Raw genomic sequence first — 17,477 nt, 5'->3', positions numbered from 1 at the left:
GAATATTCGACATGACCAAAGGACGGGCATATCGAATGTATGTATATATTTATGAAGAGGATTTACTTCATACATCATGAATAGATATAGGGAAATTGACAATCAATCTAGATATCAAAAATCATTTTCTGTACACTAGAAGGAGGAGGAATAAATGATGCAAAATGAGATGAAAGTATTAATTGTTGATGATGAAGAGAGAATTAGACGTTTATTGAAAATGTATTTGGAAAGAGAAAACTATGTGATTGAAGAAGCGGAAGATGGAGAGGAAGCGTTGGAAAAAGCTTTAAACAATCACTATGATTTAATTTTGCTTGATTTAATGATGCCTGGTAAAGACGGTATTGAAGTATGTAAAGAATTGCGGGAGAAAAAAGCGACACCAATCATCATGTTAACGGCGAAAGGGGAAGAAATCAATCGGGTTCAAGGTTTTGAGGCCGGAACAGACGACTATATCGTAAAGCCTTTCAGTCCGCGTGAAGTAGTATTGCGGGTGAAAGCTTTGTTAAGAAGGTCTTCTCCTACTACATATTTACAAACCGAACCGAGTGCGAAAGATTTAATTGTATTTCCTCATTTAACGATAGATAATGATGCTCACCGTGTCACAGCTGACGGTCAGGAAGTAAGTTTGACTCCTAAGGAATACGAGCTTTTATGCTTCTTGGCTAAAACGCCTGATAAAGTATATGATCGAGAGCAATTGCTTAGAGAAGTATGGCACTACGATTTCTTCGGAGACTTGCGTACGGTTGATACTCATGTCAAGCGTCTGCGTGAAAAATTGAATCGCGTTTCCCCTGAAGCGGCTAAAATGATTGTCACGGTATGGGGAGTGGGCTATAAATTTGAGGTTGGCAATGAATGATGTTTTGGCGAAGCGTTGTTGTTAAATTATGGTTCACGATTTTATTATTAGTTTCTTTTGTTTTATTTACTTTGACTATTCTGCTACTGGAATTCTTTGAAAACTATCATATAGACGAAGCTGAGAAAGAACTGACAGGAAGGGCAATCAAGATTTCTCATATTTTAGAGCGAACAGATTCTGGAGAAATGGGATTGTCCATTGTCAGTGAACTGATGGATGACTCAAGTCTTGTCATTGTGAGAAATCAAAGCGAAGAACCTGATTTTATGAATGTAGGAGAGAAAGAGAAAGCTGAAATAGCAAATCTTTTCGAGAAAGATAAAACGCTAAAGAGTGTTATTCAAACAGGAAAGAAGGTTCAGAAAAAAACGTATTTTGGCAATGAAGAAGTTGAGGATGCCGATCATTTCATTTATGTAGTGGGTGTGCCTCTATCATTAGAGGGAGAGCAGGGGGCTATTTACTTATACCAATCGCTTTCTTCTATTACCGAACCCTCTAAACATACGACGAAATTCATTTTTCTTGCTGCCGGCGTCGCAATCATTTTGACGACGATTTTTGCCTTCTTCCTTTCAACTCGGATTACAGCACCATTGCGAAAAATGAGACAAGCTGCTTTTGAGGTAGCAAAAGGGAAATTTGATACGAAGGTACCGATTTTAACACATGATGAAATTGGTGAATTGGCAATTGCATTTAATCAAATGGGCCGTCAGCTCAAATATAATATTAATGCCCTCAGCCAAGAGAAAGAGCATTTAGCGAATATTTTAAGCAGTATGGCGGATGGGGTCATTACATTAAGCCGAGATGGTTCTATTTTGATTACAAACCCTCCGGCTGAACGCTTTTTACAGGCGGCAAATTATGAGCAGAATGACAAGCAGCAAAGCGAACTTCCTGTGAAAGTACAGCATTTATTTCAGCAGGTTGTGGCCTCGGAAGAGGAACAGAGCATTGAAATGAACATTCAAGGACGCAGTTGGGTCCTCTTAATGTCTCCTTTATACAATCAAACCACGATTCGAGGAGCCGTTGTGGTGGTCCGTGACATGACAGAAGAACGAAGACTGGATAAGTTACGGAAAGACTTTATCGCCAATGTCTCCCACGAATTGCGTACCCCTATCGCGATGCTTCAAGGGTACAGTGAGGCGATCGTTGATGACATTGCCAGTACAGACGAGGAAAAGAAGGAAATTGCTAAAGTTATTTATGATGAATCCCTTCGTATGGGACGCCTTGTTAATGAACTGCTGGATTTAGCCCGTATGGAAGCAGGGCATATTCAGCTGTATACGACTAATGTCTCCGTTGCTGATTTTTCGGAAAGAATTGTACGGAAATTTCAAGGACTGGCAAAAGAAAAACAAGTGACAGTTGAACTTGAACAGCACATGTTAACGGAAGATGAGGGAGTGTTTGACCCTGATCGGATGGAACAAGTGTTGACTAACTTAATTGATAATGCTATTCGTCATACGCAAGAAGGCGGGCAAGTGTTATTGCAAGTGGGCCGTCATAATGATGAACTGCTGTTCAAAGTCCGGGATAATGGAGCCGGTATTCCAGGGGATGATTTGCCGTTTGTATTTGAACGCTTCTACAAGGCGGACAAAGCGAGGACCCGAGGAAAATCTGGTACTGGTTTGGGGCTGGCCATTGCAAGAAATATTGTTGAAGCGCACGGAGGAACCATTTCTGTACACAGTAAACTTGGAGAAGGAACGACTTTTTCAATTAGTCTTCCATGTGAACTGGACAACATGGTATAAGAATGACTGCTCTGCTCTGCAATGGTGAGAACAATAAAGGAAACTTCCATCAGAGGAGGTCTTCCTGCCTGTTAAAGCGGGATAAATGAATAATTAAGAAGGTTAAGGTGTTTTATGACAAAGCTGAATTTTTTGTCATAAAGCTTAAAAGGGAATCTGGTGGAAGCCCAGAGCTGCCCCCGCAACTGTAATTGTGGACGAAATAAGCGAATACCACTGCATAAAAGAGCTATGCGGGAAGGGCTTAAAGTAGGAAGAAGCAAAAGCCAGTAGACCTGCCTTGCCTTTATATAGTTTCGCCTCTTCGGGGAGCAGGAAGTGGAAACGAAAAAATATGGAGGTGTCCTATTTTTTCGTGGTAAGCTTATCCTCTAAAAAGGATAGGCTTTTTTATTTGTTGATTAAAAGGAGTTAAGCAGTTTGAAAGAGATTAAAGAACCGCATCGTTTATTTATCGCTTATATGGTCAGCGCAGGGTTTGTTACAATCGCTCTATTATTGGGCATCAGCATTGGGGCGATTCATATTCCCATTTTGTCCATCCTTACCGTCCTTGGCGAGTTTTTATTTCAATCATCCATGCCGGCTGAGCATTTGGAACAAATGAGAACATTGATTATCTCCATTCGGCTGCCGCGTGTCCTGTTAAGTTTTTTGGTAGGAGCCGCTCTTGCTGTATCCGGGGCTGCGTTGCAGGGGTTATTAAAAAACCCTCTTGCTGACCCTTATACGCTTGGTGTTTCGTCGGGCGCGTCTCTCGGTGCTGTTATCGTATTGTTTTTTCATCTCCAGCTGCCGGTATTGGCAGGATATACTATGCCGTTTATTAGTGTATCTATGGCATTGCTGACATTAATTTTCATAATTTTTATCTCGACATCTGTCTTAAAAAGGATAACGGCAGAATCGATGATTTTAATTGGCATTATTTTAAGTTCCTTTTTAAGTGCGGTTATTTCACTTCTAATTGCTTTATCGGGAGAAGAGCTGCGCCAAATTGTGAATTGGCTGCTAGGAAGTGTGTCTATGCGCGGCTGGACCTATATAAAATTGTTTTTGCCCTTTTTTACAGCAGGAATGCTAATTCTGTTTTTATACTTAAGAGATTTGAATGTTTTAACATTTGGAGATGAAATAGCCCAGTCTCTCGGAGTAAATGTTTGGAGATCGAAAATCCTCATCTTATTCGGAGCTTCTTTATTGACGGGAGGAGCCGTAGCTGTGTCTGGTACGATCGGTTTTGTTGGATTAGTGGTTCCGCATGTCACTCGGCTTTATTTAGGCTCCAATTACCGTCATCTTTTACCTTTATCTTTTTTGAATGGCGGATCTTTTTTAGTACTGGCTGATTTAATTGCACGAACGATCATTACGCCCCGTGAGCTGCCGATTGGTGTCATTACTGCTCTAGTGGGAGCTCCGGCTTTTGCGGTTTTATTTATCCGTAAATATAGAAACTGATTTGTAACTTTTTATAGAGAAAAAACGACTAAAATAATGAGAGCGGGAGGGAAGGGCGGTGGAAGCGGTCTTTCAGCAGCTTTACGAAAAGTATCATCAAGACCTATTTCAATTTTTATTATATATGGTTCGGAACCGCGAGTTGGCAGAGGACCTTGTACAAGAAGTATATATTCGTGTCTTAAAATCCCACGAACGCTTTGAAGGGAAAAGTCATGAGAAAACTTGGTTGTTCGCCATTGCCAGAAATACAGCCATCGATCATTTTCGGAAACAAAAAAATTGGAAACAAAAAATACTGGATGTGTTTGATTGGAATAAAACTCCTTTAGTAGACAACATGCCATTACCGGAGGAAGTGGCTATGCAAAAGGAAGAAATTCAACGTATGTATGTATGCCTGGAGAAATGTACGGTGGATCAGCGAGCGGTCATCATTTTACGTTATATTCAATCATTATCGATTTCCGAGACGGCACAAGTACTGGGGTGGACAGAAAGTAAAGTAAAAACGACTCAACATCGTGCCATCCAAGTATTAAGGAGAAAGATGGAAAAGTGGTCATCAAGAGAAGGAGGCGGGGATAAACATGAGACAATGGGATAAAAAGCAAATTGAAGAGTTGCTTACCCGCATGCCGAAGCTGCAAGATGGGCGGTCTGCACAAGAAGTATATCGAAATGTACAGCAACGCATAGAGAAAAGTGATGGAAAGCCTAAAAGATTTTGGCTAATGCCCGGATTGGCGTCAGTGGCTGTGGCATTGCTTTTAGTTGTCTTAGCTCTCCCTCTTTTACCTATTCGGGAACAAGAGGTTCCAGTTCCCGGGCAAAATCAACTCACCATGGAAAAAGAAATAAACCCTGCTGTGAAAGAAGAGAAGCTGAATAGGAAAGTATCGATCCAACCCTCTCTTTTAAAGCCCGAAGGCAAAAAGTATATTACGGTGGCAGCACCTGATCGAAATATTCAGTTTGTTGTTCCTCTTACATATATGGTCAAACAGGAAGGTGACACGCTTGTTCAAACTTTGGAGGGAACAGCGGCGGCCATGAATGAGGAAAGACTGGGCCTTTCGAGAAATATCATTCAAGACCTACATGTTAGTGATGATCAAAATAAAGTGACTGTACAAGTGAAAGAAGACCATCCATTTGGGAACGGTTCAGCATCCGAAAACATGTTTATTGATTCCATTGAAGAAACATTTCGCTGGCTCCCATACGATAAGGTAGAATTTACAACGGATGATCATAAAGGGATAAGCTTAGGGAATATGGGCGAATTAGCCGAGCTTCCAATCAACCATTTTTTACGAAAAGCTTATTTGACTTATCAAGCGGATGAAGACTATCCAAAATTGCTTGTTCCGACAGTACAATCCTATGAATCGCTTCAAGCGGCCATGGAAGCGATGAAACGGGGCGATGAAATGTATGAACTTCGTGCTTCTATTCCAACTGATGTAGAGATTAAAGAGATTAAGGGAGATCATTCCCATTTAACTGTGAGATTCTCTGAGAATACGAAGCTCAGCAATGAAGAAAGTGATGTATATATGCTGCATGCTATCATGCTTGCGGCACGTGATTTTGGATACAAATCCGTTCAGTTCGAAGGTGGAATAGCAGAGAAAATAGGAGACATTACTTTGAAAAAGCGGCAGGTAGTTCCCCAGGCGCCGAATGTAGTGACGATACGAGAGAAACATGAATAAAAAGTGGAAAGTCTTTGGAATACTTTCCATTTTTTAGGTCTATAAAATGCGGGAAATGCGTAAAGTATATGTATGTACAAAACATACATAGGAGGAACATAATGGTTGACTTTGTAAGACGCATTTTAGTGGTAGTAATTATGGCATTATGCATCGGCTTGTTATTTGTCAGCGGGAAAATGGCAAAAGCCGAAAGCAAGGAAAGCTGGCAATGGCCTGTAGAAGGAAAAATTACCGATGTATTTGGATCGCGAAATGCACAACATCATGGAATCGATATCGCCGCACAGGTGGGGACGGATGTTGTTTCTGTTAATGAGGGGGTCGTATCGCGTTCCTATTTTTCGGATACATATGGACATGTGATTTTTATTCAACAGACCAACGGTTACGAAACCGTTTATGCTCATTTGCATAAACGGTTTGTTTTTGAAGGAGAAAAAGTACAAGCCCTTCAAAAAATAGGAGAAGTGGGAAATACGGGCCGCTCATCGGGAGCGCATCTGCATTTTGAGGTCCATAAAGATTCTTGGAATATTGATAAAACAAATGCGCTAAACCCGCTTTTAATGTTAGATAAAAAGCGTTTATATACGTATTTGGATGACCAGTATACAGGCCAAGAAGTATTTAATCAGATCGTGCAAGAATTCCCGACTGCAGATAAAGTGGAAAAAATTGTACAAAAAGGAGAAACACTGTGGGCGCTTGCCAATCAATATAAGGTAACAGTCGAACAGCTGAAAGAATGGAACACTTTACATAATGACCAAATTTATGAGGGGCAAATCCTCGTGATTTACTGAGTGAACAAGACGAAAAAGGCATGAATGAAAACATTCATGCCTTTTTCGTCTTGTTTATAGGTCGATTTTGTGGACTTTAACGATTTCTTCTACATTTTGCAACGTTGAGAGAATGGTATCATCAAGCTGCTTGTCGAATGAAAGCATCATAATTGCTTCTCCGCCTTTTTGTTTACGTCCCACTTGCATGGTTGCGATGTTGACATGATGGTCTCCGAGTACTTTACCAACCTTACCGATAACTCCTGGCTGATCGGTGTGAAGGATATAAAGAAGATATCCTTCTGGATAAAAATCAATATCAAATGATTGAATATTGACGATACGAGGGCCATAGCCTTCTACATATGTGCCTGTAATGGTAAACGAACTATGGTCACCCTTGACCGTCACTTCAATAATGTTTGCATATCCTTGTGTTTCATTAGATACTTTTTCACCAAACGTAATGCCTCTTTGTTTGGCAACCATTGAAGCGTTGACTTCATTGACCGGGTGATCGACACGAGTTTTTAAAAAGCCGGCCAACACGCCTCTCGTAATATAGTTTGTTTCTAAGTCAGCGACTGTTCCCGCATATGTTACAGAGATTTCTTGGACCGGTTCTCTCATACATTGGGAAATAATTGATCCCATTCGTTTAGTTAATGTTGTAAACGGGTAAATCTTTTCGAATACTTCTTTTGAGATAGCTGGTAAATTAATAGAAGAGCTGACAGGTTTTCCTTCAAGAAATTGAAGTATTTCAAAAGCTACATCTTCTGCAACATTTAATTGTGCTTCTTTTGTAGAAGCACCAAGATGCGGTGTCGTCACTACTTGTTCAAATTGGAGCAATTTATTATCAACAGGAGGTTCCACTTCAAATACATCAAGAGCAGCCCCTTTTACATGACCGCTTTCTAAATAATGGACAAGCGCTTCTTCGTCAATAATGCCCCCTCTTGCACAGTTAAGCAAGTAGACACCCTTTTTTGTTTTGGCAAGTGTTTCACGATTAAGTAAGCCTTTTGTCTCTTTTGTAAGGGGAGTGTGAACGGTAATGATGTCTGCTGAAACTAATAACTCATCCAATGAGACAGAGCTTACTCCAAGTTTCTCCGCTCTTGTTGCGGTTAGGAAAGGATCGAACACACAAACTTTCATTTCGAATGCCTTTGCCCGTTTCGCGATTTCTGAACCGATACGGCCAAAGCCGATAATTCCAAGCTGTTTATTATACAACTCTGTACCGACGAAAGCAGAACGATTCCATTCCCGTGATTTAACAGAAGTGTTAGCCTGAGGGATGTAGCGAACAAGGCTTGCCATCATAGCAAAAGTATGTTCCGCTGTGGAAATGGTATTGCCGTTTGGTGCGTTGATTACGACGATCCCGCGTTTTGTAGCCGCATCAGTATCAATATTATCGACACCAACGCCGGCCCGTCCAACGATTTTCAAGTTGGTCATTTTAGTTAACAGTTCCTCCGTTACTTGTGTTGCACTTCGAACAAGAAGAGCATCATAAACATGTAACGAACTTTCTACGTCCTTAACTTTTTGTTGAACAACTTCGATACCTTTTGCATTTAGCAATGGAGCTAAACCTTCCCTGCTGATGGCATCAGCAACAAGAATGCGATACATCATAACCTCTCCCTTTTGAGATTTAAATATTTGATAATTTAACATAATTAAAAAATTCTGTCAATTTAATTGTAAAACTTCCCCCATATCAATATTACGTTGAAGTAAAAGGCCGCTCACATAATGAATTTTCATTTACTTTTAATTCGAGATAAGTTATAATGAATCATAATAATATTATATGGTCTATCTTCGGGGCAGGGTGAAATTCCCGACCGGCGGTGATAAACATGATGTTTTAAGCCCGCGAGCGGCCTTTTGGCAGCAGGATTTGGTGAGATTCCAAAGCCGACAGTACAGTCTGGATGGGAGAAGATGGAGGTTCGGACATTCATAAAATGGCAGACATTGAATGTTTATTTGAGCATGCTTCTATTTCTCCCTCATCTATTTTTTAGATGCAGGGAGTTTTTAGTTTCAGGCATGTTTTTGAACCTATCCTCTTTTCGAAGGATGGATCGGGAAAAGGAGAGAGGAATATGAATGGAGTTAACAGTACGAAAAAATTAGTGACGTTAGGGATGCTAAGCAGTATTTCCTATTTGCTGATGATGTTGAACTTTCCGTTACCAGGTCTGCCGCCGTTTTTAAAGATTGATTTTAGTGAAGTACCGGCCCTTATTGCGGCCATTATTTATGGTCCTGTTGCTGGTATTGTTGTAGAGGCAATTAAGAATGTCCTGCACTATTTAATTCAAGGAAGCATGACAGGTGTGCCGGTAGGACAATTGGCTAACTTTGCAGCAGGTCTTTTATATATTCTGCCGGTTGCTTATCTGTTCCGCAAGTTCCGCACGACAAAAGGACTGACTTGGGGACTTGCAGCGGGAACGATTATCATGACTTTGTTGATGAGTGTGACGAATTACTATATATGGCTGCCGGCATACACGTTGTTTTTACAAGCACCGGCTTTATCTGGAGAGGATGCAAGACAATTGATTGTAATGGGCATTCTGCCGTTTAATATGATTAAAGGGATTCTAACAGGAATGATTTTCGCTTTGCTGTTTACAAAGATGAAGAAATGGATTACCCAACAAACAGCATATTGAAGAAAGGCGGAGGCGACTGTTCAGCTCGTGAAGGAAATAGGGATTGAACCATAAGGCGCTTTTTGCCTTATGAGGGCAATCATCATTTCCATAGCGAGCTAGGAGCCGTAGCTAGACAAAGAGAAAGGCGGAGGCGACTGTTCAATGAAGGCCGACTAAGGTCGCCGCGTCCTGCGGCAACGTCGGCATGATTCACATCCTGTGAGCCCAAGGAAATAGGGATTGAACCATAAGGCGCTTTTTGCCTTATGAGGGCAATCATCATTTCCACAGCGAGCTAGGAGCCGCAGCTCCATAAAAAAAGGGTCCTATGAATAGGATCCCTTTTTTATAGTATGATTATTCAAATTTCGTTGCGTCGCCATCGAATGCTTCATCAGCCACTTTAATGGAGTCAGTAGGGCAACCCTCTTGAGCATCCATCATGTCATCTAATAAAACATCAGGAACTTCAACGATTCCTTGGTTATCATCTAAAGTTACGAACGCGATGCCTTCATCGTCGTAATCGTAAATGTCTGGCGCAGCTGCTCCACATGCACCACATGCAATACAAGTTTCTTTGTCAACAATTGTGTACTTTGGCATAACAAGACCTCCCGTAAATTCCCTCATCTAATATTAATATATACCTTTTAGTGAAGTTTGTTCATTATATCTTCGTTACTATTTTAAAACTGTTTTTCCAACATTTCAATAGTAAAGTCACTGATAATGCTTATCAGACAAGGACTTTTCGATATATTGATACCCTTAATTCATCAGAAATAAACATGGAAAAACATACGCGGTACGTCTTTTGGTACAATAAGGTCAATCAGCCATTAGGAGAGAGTGACAAAGATGAACTATTTATCCACAATGATTTTATATGGATTAGAAGCCTTTAAAGGGGAAAGAACCGTCTATGCAGTCTATCATTTGTTAATGGGAAAAAAATCCGCTCAAACGATTCAAGATGGGAAATTGTATTGTCTTTCCCATTTGTTTCAAAGCTTTCCATATTTAAAAAAAGAATCCTTTTCCCAATATGTAAAACAATTGAAAGATCAAAAATATATAATAGAAAAACAGGAAGAAAAAGATAAATGGATCGTGACGGAGGAAGGGAAAACCTATTTGCACGAGCAGTTGCAGCATTTCCCATTATCTCCGTATATAAATGGCTGGAGGTATATGAATATAAGCGGATTATTTTTCATACGCCTGACCCTGCTCGTTCAGACTCTTTCTCATCTAGTTTATAACAAAAGCTATTTTCTTCCTGTATCACAGGACTTGAAAGTACAAAGCTGGTTGAAGCTGTTTCTGAAACGCCAGCATGCATCAAGGAATGAACTGGCCAAGCAATTATTTTCAGAGCTGCATGCATGTTTGGAAAGGTGTCTGCCTAAGGAAGCAGATATCTTTTTGCTTCAATTTTCCGGTTTTCAAAGGGTCGGCCTTACGAAAAAACAAGTAGGAGAAGGGTATGGAATAGATGAGCATCGGGTTCATTATATTCAATTGAGTGTCTTGCACTATTGTTTACAGCAAATAAAGGAAACTCCCTCATCTTATCCATTATTGAACAGTTTGATCCCCGAAGCGGACTCCTCTATTCCCCTAACAGTTTCCACGATGAAAACATGGGGGTTATTAAAACAAGGAAAAATGGTGGACGAGGTGATGGCAATTCGCCGCTTAAAAAGAAGTACGATTGAAGATCACCTTGTTGAACTTGCTTTATTTGTTCCTGGTTTTTCAATTGATGAATATGTACCGGAGCAAATGCAACACCGAATTGTTTCGGCTATAGAGACATTAAAGACAAATAAGCTCAAGGAGATTAAAGAAAATCTTGGTGAAGATGTCACCTATTTTCAAGTTCGCATCGTCATGGCGAAATATTTCAGCTAGAGTTTTCGTGTCCATCTCTATTCATTCTATAAAGTTGGAAGTATAATGAAATAAAAAACATGATGAATATCTATATATGGATGTAGAAAATTCGACATGATCAAAGAACGGCCATGTCAGAATGTATACAGAAAAGCGGTGATAGATTGAGCATCGAAGAAGTTTTAAGACGGAAATTTGGTCATAGCCACTTTCGTTTAGGACAACGTGAAGTTATAGAAACCATTTTACGGGAGGAGCATGTTGTAACGGTTTTGCCGACAGGAACAGGAAAGTCGTTATGTTATCAATTGCCGGCTTATGTGCAGGAGCGGCCTGTTTTAGTTGTCTCCCCTCTTCTTTCACTCATGGAAGATCAAGTACAGCAATTAAAGGCAAGCGGGGAAAAAAGAGTGATTGCGTTGAATAGTTTTTTATCCAGAAACGATAAACAACAAGCGCTGCAGCAGTTAGGGTCTTTCCGGTTCATTTATGTATCACCGGAAATTTTGCAAAATCCTTTTATTATCGAAGCGTTAAAAAAAGCGAACATCGGATTATTTGTAGTGGACGAAGCTCATTGCATTTCACAGTGGGGACATGATTTTCGTCTTGATTATTTACATTTGGGAGATGTATGGGTGTCTTTGGGCAAGCCCACATGTTTAGCACTAACAGCGACCGCTACAGAAGATGTGATTGAAGATATTATTACCCAATTGAAGCTTCCAAATGTTCACAAACTCATTTATTCCGTGGATCGTCCCAATATTGCGCTGCAGATTAAACAGGCTGATGATATTCCACATAAAAAAGAGTTGCTTTTAGAGTATGTAAAGACATTGAAAACACCTGGAATTATTTACTGTTCAAGCAGAATGTGGACAGAAGCGCTGGCCCTGCTTTTAAAGGAAAACGGCATTGAAAATGTTGCTTATTACCATGGCGGGATGGAACCGGATCAGCGCATGCTCATCCAGCATCAGTTTTTGCAAAATCAGCTCGATGTCATATGCTGTACAAGTGCATTTGGGATGGGTATCAATAAGTCCGATATCCGATTTGTCATTCATTTTCATTTACCGACGCAAATGGAAGCCTATTTACAAGAGACTGGACGAGCAGGACGGGATGGGAATGATAGTTTAGCTGTTTTGTTATACAATGAGGCCGATGATGAACTGGCTTATTCATTAATGGAGATGGAACTTCCTCATCCTGACGTCATTAAGGCTGCTTTGATGTATATCCAATTTTTTAAGGAAAAAAAACCGAAAATGATGGAGCTAACTTCCCTGGAAAAGTATCTTTTACAGGCAATCCGCCTGGATGAGGTTCATTGGAGGTTCATCCGTTATCATTTGGAAAAAAACGGCGTGATTAATGGTTCAATGATTAATGCTGATTTTGATGCAGATCAACTTTATCGCATTATTACTCGTGTAGCATTAGACAGGGTGAAAAGAAAGCAAGAGAAGTTTCAGGCGGTTAAGCAAGTGGTCGGGCAAAGCGGATGCCGGCGTGAAAGGATTCTATCCTATTTTAATCAAGAAATGGAGGGCCGGCCGGCCAATTGCTGTGATCAATGTGGAATCGAGCTATCTCATTACCAAAAAACGAAATACGAAAAAAATAAACAGGGATGGGAATTTAAAGGATGGAAGGAGGAACTTGCTTCACTTCTTCGTCAAAGTGAATAAGAAGATATGTTTAACAATCAGAAAGAACTTATAAAAGAGTTAACGGATCGCGAATTATTATTGAATTTATATGTCACACAGGCGATTTTGCTTAGCATCGCCTTTGTCATCGGCGTGTGGAAATATGATTCTTACGCATCTTTTGCAGGGTTGTGGCATTGGAACTCCTCTGATATATGGATTATAGGAGGAATTAGCGGAATTTTAGTGGTGGCTCTTGATTTAGCTTTAATGAAAATGCTGCCGCAGAAATGGTATGACGATGGTGGCATTAACGAACGGATATTTCGGCATCGTTCCCTGCTTCATTTGTTTTTTTTATGCCTGATGATTGCTTTTACCGAAGAGATATTATTCCGAGGAGTGCTGCAAGTCCATTTCGGGCTTTTTTGGGCAAGTGTTATTTTTGCTCTTGTACATGTGCGCTACTTATCGAAAGTATTTTTGCTGGTATCTGTTGTTGTCTTAAGTTTTTTTCTCGGTGTCCTTTTTTCATGGACCGACAATTTGGCTGTCACTGTCACAGCTCATTTTCTCATTGATTTTCTTTTAGCATTACATATTAATAAGGGTTCAAAAAGGAGGACAAAAAGAGCCGAGAAGTTCGAGGAACGATAGACTCGAGGACCGGAGCGCAAGCTCGTCGCTACGAAAGCAGCCTCTTCGCACGAAGAAAAAGTGTTCTTCTTTTTCGAGGATATGACTGCAATACGTGAGGACCGGAGAGGCAGAGTGACAAAGCCTGACTAAAAGCCGCCACGTCCTGTGGCGAACGTCGGATCACCACGTCCTGTGCAAGTAAATTCGACAGCGATTTTTCCCGGACTTTTTGAACATTCCCTATTAAGGGTTCAAGCCAAACAGAATCATAACATCAGAGGTGATGATGGTGGAGCATCGCATGGATCAGCCTGAGTCAGAGCTTTACGATACGTGGTCCAATGAAGACGGAACACAGCTTCCGCCCCGAAGTAAAGCTCGTCAAGAAAAGAAACGGAAAAAGAAAGAAAAATATAAACTGAAATATCCTCTTATTAGTGTATTATCTGTCTTTTTCATCTCATTGCCGGCGGTGGCCTATTTTTCTTATAAGCATTATGTGACAAAGCAGGAGACTTTTTTGATGCTTGAAGAAAAAGAAGAGGTGACCGGCTATGAGGTGGTCGATTTTGCCGAGCCGTCCGATACAACAGCCGTCCCTGAAGAAATAGAGAAGACGGTGGAAGAGAAACAAACGGAATCAAGTGACGTTAAGGAAGGAACGGAGGCGGCCCCAGCTGATGATTTAAATGAAAACACTCCCGTTTCATCAGAAGGGTCACCCAACGAGAAAGCAAACGTTGAAGAAAAGGGTGTGGACGGAGAATATCAAATTATTCAGCATACTGTTCGAGGCAATGACACATTATTTAGCATTGCCATTCAATATTATCATGATGTGAAAGGCACACAGCTTATTCGGGAATGGAATAAATTAGAGAATGGGAAAATCAAGGAAGGACAAGTGCTGAAAATTCCCCTTAAAACAGAGAAACTTCCAAATTAAGTTTAATAAATCCTAAGACAAACTCATATGTTGTACTGTAGATACGGGGGTGAGGGATGTGGACAGCCGGATTCAACAACTGAATGAGTTGACGGATGAAGTGGCCAAGAATATGCTGCAAAGCGTCATCGACAAAAAGAGGAAACTGGATAAGATTAATGAAAAAGAAAAAAAAGTTAGATGGTTGTTGTTAATTTGTTTAGCTCTTATATGCCTGTATATTTTTCTTTCTTTCCAGCAGCTGTCATTGATTACATATCATGCCTTTTTTTCGTTTGTGCTATCGAGTTTTTCCCATTTAGTAATGATACTGATCGTGTTTTCTTTATATTATTACTTGCTGGAAATTAGAAAAAAGAGCGAAAAAACGGAAAAAGAATTTCATGATCTCCGTTGTGAAGTGATTCAAAAAAGCCCGAATTTGTGGGGGGATGAAGAAAAGTGGGAAGCAAGACAGCATGTGTTCAGCATGATGAAAAAAGAATACGGTGTCAACCTTTACTATGAGAATAAGTAAGTGATGACATCCATACATGAAAACCTCTTTCTTTTCATAAACCTGTATAAAGAAAGGGGTTTTTTCTCATGCTCAAAAGACTTTTTCAATTGGTCGGAGGGGCCGTCAGCGGCTATGCTTTCATTCAATGGCTTCCTATCACAAAGCCAATATCAGCGACAAAAATCATTCTGGCGCTTGTCATGGATCCATGGCATTATTTTATTGCCATGGTGGCATTCTTCTTCTCGTTTTTACTTCATTCCATTTTGATTAAGTCTATAGTGGAAGAAACCTACTCGCTTCTAAAAAGGAAAACGGCACGCTTGTGGGAAGCGTTTATTTCTTGCGGCTCTTTAGGAAGCTTTTTCTTTTTGGCGCAGGAAGGTGAGTGGCAAGCGCTGCTTATATTATGTTTTTCCGTTGTTTATGGTATGATTTCAGTAGATTTGAGAAGAAAACATGCTATGGATACACATTATTAGGAGCAGTAAAAAGGAGACAGTATGCAATTTTTTATTTATGTGTTTTTTTTGTTTTTAATTCTTCTTGGGTATATGTTTGCCCAAGCTAAAAAAAACAGGGTAGTGGAACACCATTTTTCTTTTAAGCAATTTCCCTCCTCTTTTAAAGAGATTCGCTTATTCTTTATTTCTGATATCCATCGCCGCCTTATCTCTGAAAAGCTTATTGAGCAAGTGGAGGGAGGCGTTGATTTTGTCATCATCGGCGGAGATATCATGGAAAAAGGGGTCCCATTTGAAAGGGTTCGAGAAAATATACGGACGTTAAAAAAGTTAGGCCCTATCTACTTTGTTTGGGGAAATAACGATTATGAAGTGGATTTTCATCAATTAGACGCTTTGTTATTGGAAGAAAATGTGAAAATATTAGACAATACATCAGCTTTGTTTGAATCCGAAGAGGGGGATATGGTGGAACTTCTTGGAGTGGATGATGTGTCAAAGAAACGGTCTCACCTTCATTTAGCTTTGGCAGACAGCCGGCAAGAAAGTTTTAAGATTCTTATTTCCCATAATCCTTCCGTACATAAAAAGGTGAAAAAAGAAGATGGTATCTCGCTTGTGTTAAGCGGTCATACACACGGAGGGCAAATTCGTTTATTTGGTCTTGGTCCCTATGAAAAGGGAGGGATCAAATCGCTGGAACATACGACTTTGTTTGTGAGTAATGGGTATGGCACCACAGCGGTTCCTCTTCGGCTCGGTGCTCCTGCCGAGGCACATGTCATTGTAATAAACGGCAAACATACATAGACTAGCAAAGATCCTGCAGGATGTAAACTTTTTGTGGCTGTCCCATAAGTTGTAAACAGGCCGCAAAAATGATTTTTTCCTGAAAGGACCCGCCATTGAATCTTTGATTTTACTGGATTCTCATGGCGGGTTCTTTCAGGAGGATGGCTATGGTGTTTTTTATACCTTTTGAGCTATCCTCTTTTACATAAAAGTGGTATTAGCCTATAATTTTTTATAGCGAACAATATGTAATATAGTGCAGTTGGAGGTTACGCATGTCAGGGGAAGGTAAATACAATATTAAGGCGATCTCTAATTTAGTGGGAATTCAACCGGGGACACTTAGGGCCTGGGAAAGACGTTATCAAATATTGAGCCCTGTTCGAAATGAATCAGGGCATCGCTTATATACAGAGCAAGATTTAAAAATAGTAAAATGGCTGGCTGAAAAAGTTGAACAAGGCTTTACAATTAGTCAGGCTGTGTCGCTTCTGGAAAGTGAGACAACAACGATTCAACAGACTGCGGAGGAAGATAGTGCAGATTCTCCTAAAAAAATCAAAGAGGAACTGCTTCGTTTCTTATTATCTTTTCAAGAAGGGAAAGCTCAAGAGCTGCTGAATCAGGCGTTCAGTTTGTATTCTGTTGAAAAGGTCGCCATTGACATTTTAGGTTCTCTGCTTGTAACCATTGGTGATTTGTGGGAAAAGGGAAAGATTACAACTGCGCATGAGCATTATGCCACACAGCTTTTGCACACACGCATTAGCATGATCATGCATTCCCTTCCATCAAATAGCATGCTTCCTAGAGCAATTGCTGTATGCGGTTCTCAAGAAAATCATGAAGGCGGTCTGCTCATTTTCACCTTATTTTTAAGAAGAAAAGGATTTGAAGTCATTTATTTAGGGACAGGTATCGCGGAAGAAGATATTCAGCTTATTGTAGATGAAGTCAAGCCTGGATTTTTATTTATGTCTTGCTCACTTGTAGAAAATGCGGCGAAAACGGTGGAAATCGCGCAACATGTGCAAGAACTTCATCCGGCACTCAAGATCGGGCTGGGTGGGGCGGCTTTCTCCCATAGAGCATTTAAAGACAAGGAAGCGGTCAATCGATTTTTGTTGGGTGACACGAAGGAAAAATGGAATGAATGGCTAAATACTAAATTAAGAGAACTTGGAGGCGAATAGTTGTCTTTTAAAAAAGAAACAGGTAAACTCGTAGTAAATATGAGAACCATATTGCACTTTTTTCATACACTAAAGTATCTA

At 40.3% G+C, this 17,477-nt stretch carries 17 protein-coding genes and 2 riboswitches; of the genes, 15 read left to right on the top strand and 2 right to left on the bottom strand.

From position 1 onward, the window contains the following. Positions 1 to 157 precede the first annotated feature (157 nt). The 6 genes from BK575_RS21445 to BK575_RS21420 all read left to right on the top strand — a co-directional run bounded on the left by BK575_RS21445 (position 158) and on the right by BK575_RS21420 (position 6,640). The gene (locus BK575_RS21445; protein WP_078414908.1) at positions 158 to 874 is read left to right on the top strand and encodes a response regulator transcription factor; all 717 of its coding nucleotides are present in this window, start codon (positions 158 to 160) and stop codon (positions 872 to 874) included. Continuing rightward, on the top strand, positions 871 to 2,655 hold the full coding sequence (locus BK575_RS21440) for an ATP-binding protein (RefSeq protein WP_139368086.1): 1,785 nt from the start codon (positions 871 to 873) through the stop codon (positions 2,653 to 2,655). The genes BK575_RS21445 and BK575_RS21440 overlap by 4 nt, the downstream gene beginning before the upstream one ends. Before the next feature lie 88 nt (positions 2,656 to 2,743). Continuing rightward, positions 2,744 to 2,952: riboswitch (cobalamin riboswitch) on the top strand. Positions 2,953 to 3,117: 165 nt separating this feature from the next. Next, on the top strand, positions 3,118 to 4,116 hold the full coding sequence (locus BK575_RS21435) for a FecCD family ABC transporter permease (RefSeq protein WP_078414906.1): 999 nt from the start codon (positions 3,118 to 3,120) through the stop codon (positions 4,114 to 4,116). A 58-nt stretch (positions 4,117 to 4,174) separates the two neighbouring features. After that, positions 4,175 to 4,723: an RNA polymerase sigma factor SigX gene (gene sigX / locus BK575_RS21430; protein ID WP_078413638.1), complete on the top strand. Its 549-nt coding sequence runs from the start codon at positions 4,175 to 4,177 to the stop codon at positions 4,721 to 4,723. Further along, positions 4,707 to 5,834 (top strand): GerMN domain-containing protein, encoded by a 1,128-nt coding sequence (locus tag BK575_RS21425; protein WP_078413637.1) that lies wholly within the window; start codon positions 4,707 to 4,709, stop codon positions 5,832 to 5,834. Before sigX ends, BK575_RS21425 begins: the two co-directional genes overlap by 17 nt. Before the next feature lie 101 nt (positions 5,835 to 5,935). Then, the gene (locus BK575_RS21420) at positions 5,936 to 6,640 is read left to right on the top strand and encodes a peptidoglycan DD-metalloendopeptidase family protein (protein ID WP_078413636.1); all 705 of its coding nucleotides are present in this window, start codon (positions 5,936 to 5,938) and stop codon (positions 6,638 to 6,640) included. A 54-nt stretch (positions 6,641 to 6,694) separates the two neighbouring features. Here the strand turns inward: BK575_RS21420 and serA are convergent, their stop codons facing one another. Continuing rightward, on the bottom strand, positions 6,695 to 8,269 hold the full coding sequence (serA, locus tag BK575_RS21415; RefSeq protein WP_078413635.1) for a phosphoglycerate dehydrogenase: 1,575 nt from the start codon (positions 8,267 to 8,269) through the stop codon (positions 6,695 to 6,697). Between the two features lie 184 nt (positions 8,270 to 8,453). Beyond that, positions 8,454 to 8,590, top strand: a riboswitch (FMN riboswitch). A 158-nt stretch (positions 8,591 to 8,748) separates the two neighbouring features. Between serA and BK575_RS21410 the strand changes: the two genes are divergently transcribed. Continuing rightward, entirely contained in the window at positions 8,749 to 9,324 is a 576-nt protein-coding gene (locus tag BK575_RS21410) for an ECF transporter S component (protein WP_078413634.1), read from the top strand. A gap of 339 nt (positions 9,325 to 9,663) precedes the next feature. On the opposite strand, the gene BK575_RS21405 is transcribed toward BK575_RS21410, so the two are convergent. Next, positions 9,664 to 9,912 carry a ferredoxin gene (locus BK575_RS21405; protein ID WP_028394738.1) on the bottom strand — a complete coding sequence of 83 codons (249 nt, stop codon included), beginning with the start codon at positions 9,910 to 9,912 and terminating at the stop codon, positions 9,664 to 9,666. Between the two features lie 255 nt (positions 9,913 to 10,167). Here BK575_RS21405 and BK575_RS21400 point away from each other — a divergent pair, with 255 nt between their 5' ends. The 8 genes from BK575_RS21400 to BK575_RS21365 all read left to right on the top strand — a co-directional run bounded on the left by BK575_RS21400 (position 10,168) and on the right by BK575_RS21365 (position 17,396). Continuing rightward, complete coding sequence (locus BK575_RS21400) at positions 10,168 to 11,223, top strand: YpbB family protein (protein WP_078413633.1); 1,056 nt, start codon at positions 10,168 to 10,170, stop codon at positions 11,221 to 11,223. A 146-nt stretch (positions 11,224 to 11,369) separates the two neighbouring features. After that, positions 11,370 to 12,902, top strand: coding sequence for a RecQ family ATP-dependent DNA helicase (locus tag BK575_RS21395; RefSeq protein ID WP_078413632.1), 1,533 nt, complete (start codon positions 11,370 to 11,372; stop codon positions 12,900 to 12,902). Positions 12,903 to 12,908: 6 nt separating this feature from the next. Next, positions 12,909 to 13,520, top strand: a complete 612-nt coding sequence (locus tag BK575_RS21390; protein WP_078413631.1) for a CPBP family intramembrane glutamic endopeptidase — start codon at positions 12,909 to 12,911, stop codon at positions 13,518 to 13,520. Positions 13,521 to 13,803: 283 nt separating this feature from the next. Continuing rightward, entirely contained in the window at positions 13,804 to 14,448 is a 645-nt protein-coding gene (locus BK575_RS21385; RefSeq protein WP_169907930.1) for a LysM peptidoglycan-binding domain-containing protein, read from the top strand. A gap of 58 nt (positions 14,449 to 14,506) precedes the next feature. Continuing rightward, on the top strand, positions 14,507 to 14,965 hold the full coding sequence (locus BK575_RS21380) for a DUF2663 family protein (RefSeq protein WP_078413629.1): 459 nt from the start codon (positions 14,507 to 14,509) through the stop codon (positions 14,963 to 14,965). A 68-nt stretch (positions 14,966 to 15,033) separates the two neighbouring features. Then, positions 15,034 to 15,429 carry a hypothetical protein gene (locus tag BK575_RS21375; RefSeq protein ID WP_078413628.1) on the top strand — a complete coding sequence of 132 codons (396 nt, stop codon included), beginning with the start codon at positions 15,034 to 15,036 and terminating at the stop codon, positions 15,427 to 15,429. Positions 15,430 to 15,450: 21 nt separating this feature from the next. Further along, on the top strand, positions 15,451 to 16,221 hold the full coding sequence (locus BK575_RS21370) for a metallophosphoesterase (protein ID WP_078413627.1): 771 nt from the start codon (positions 15,451 to 15,453) through the stop codon (positions 16,219 to 16,221). Positions 16,222 to 16,478: 257 nt separating this feature from the next. After that, positions 16,479 to 17,396 carry a MerR family transcriptional regulator gene (locus BK575_RS21365; RefSeq protein WP_078413626.1) on the top strand — a complete coding sequence of 306 codons (918 nt, stop codon included), beginning with the start codon at positions 16,479 to 16,481 and terminating at the stop codon, positions 17,394 to 17,396. Positions 17,397 to 17,477 lie beyond the last annotated feature (81 nt).

Source organism: Priestia abyssalis (assembly GCF_002019595.1).
GTDB lineage: Bacteria > Bacillota > Bacilli > Bacillales > Bacillaceae_H > Bacillus_BA > Bacillus_BA abyssalis.
This window is presented reverse-complemented; position numbering and strand designations above follow the sequence as displayed.

What these genes read in the sequence shown, in the direction of transcription:
- BK575_RS21445 (WP_078414908.1), top strand. Translation starts at nt 158, where the DNA reads ATGCAAAATGAGATGAAAGTATTAATTGTTGATGATGAAGAGAGAATT.
- BK575_RS21440 (WP_139368086.1), top strand. Translation starts at nt 871, where the DNA reads ATGATGTTTTGGCGAAGCGTTGTTGTTAAATTATGGTTCACGATTTTA.
- BK575_RS21435 (WP_078414906.1), top strand. Translation starts at nt 3,118, where the DNA reads ATGGTCAGCGCAGGGTTTGTTACAATCGCTCTATTATTGGGCATCAGC.
- BK575_RS21425 (WP_078413637.1), top strand. Translation starts at nt 4,707, where the DNA reads ATGAGACAATGGGATAAAAAGCAAATTGAAGAGTTGCTTACCCGCATG.
- BK575_RS21420 (WP_078413636.1), top strand. Translation starts at nt 5,936, where the DNA reads ATGGTTGACTTTGTAAGACGCATTTTAGTGGTAGTAATTATGGCATTA.
- serA (WP_078413635.1), bottom strand. Translation starts at nt 8,269, where the DNA reads ATGTATCGCATTCTTGTTGCTGATGCCATCAGCAGGGAAGGTTTAGCT.
- BK575_RS21410 (WP_078413634.1), top strand. Translation starts at nt 8,749, where the DNA reads ATGAATGGAGTTAACAGTACGAAAAAATTAGTGACGTTAGGGATGCTA.
- BK575_RS21405 (WP_028394738.1), bottom strand. Translation starts at nt 9,912, where the DNA reads ATGCCAAAGTACACAATTGTTGACAAAGAAACTTGTATTGCATGTGGT.
- BK575_RS21400 (WP_078413633.1), top strand. Translation starts at nt 10,168, where the DNA reads ATGAACTATTTATCCACAATGATTTTATATGGATTAGAAGCCTTTAAA.
- BK575_RS21390 (WP_078413631.1), top strand. Translation starts at nt 12,909, where the DNA reads ATGTTTAACAATCAGAAAGAACTTATAAAAGAGTTAACGGATCGCGAA.
- BK575_RS21385 (WP_169907930.1), top strand. Translation starts at nt 13,804, where the DNA reads ATGGATCAGCCTGAGTCAGAGCTTTACGATACGTGGTCCAATGAAGAC.
- BK575_RS21375 (WP_078413628.1), top strand. Translation starts at nt 15,034, where the DNA reads ATGCTCAAAAGACTTTTTCAATTGGTCGGAGGGGCCGTCAGCGGCTAT.
- BK575_RS21370 (WP_078413627.1), top strand. Translation starts at nt 15,451, where the DNA reads ATGCAATTTTTTATTTATGTGTTTTTTTTGTTTTTAATTCTTCTTGGG.
- BK575_RS21365 (WP_078413626.1), top strand. Translation starts at nt 16,479, where the DNA reads ATGTCAGGGGAAGGTAAATACAATATTAAGGCGATCTCTAATTTAGTG.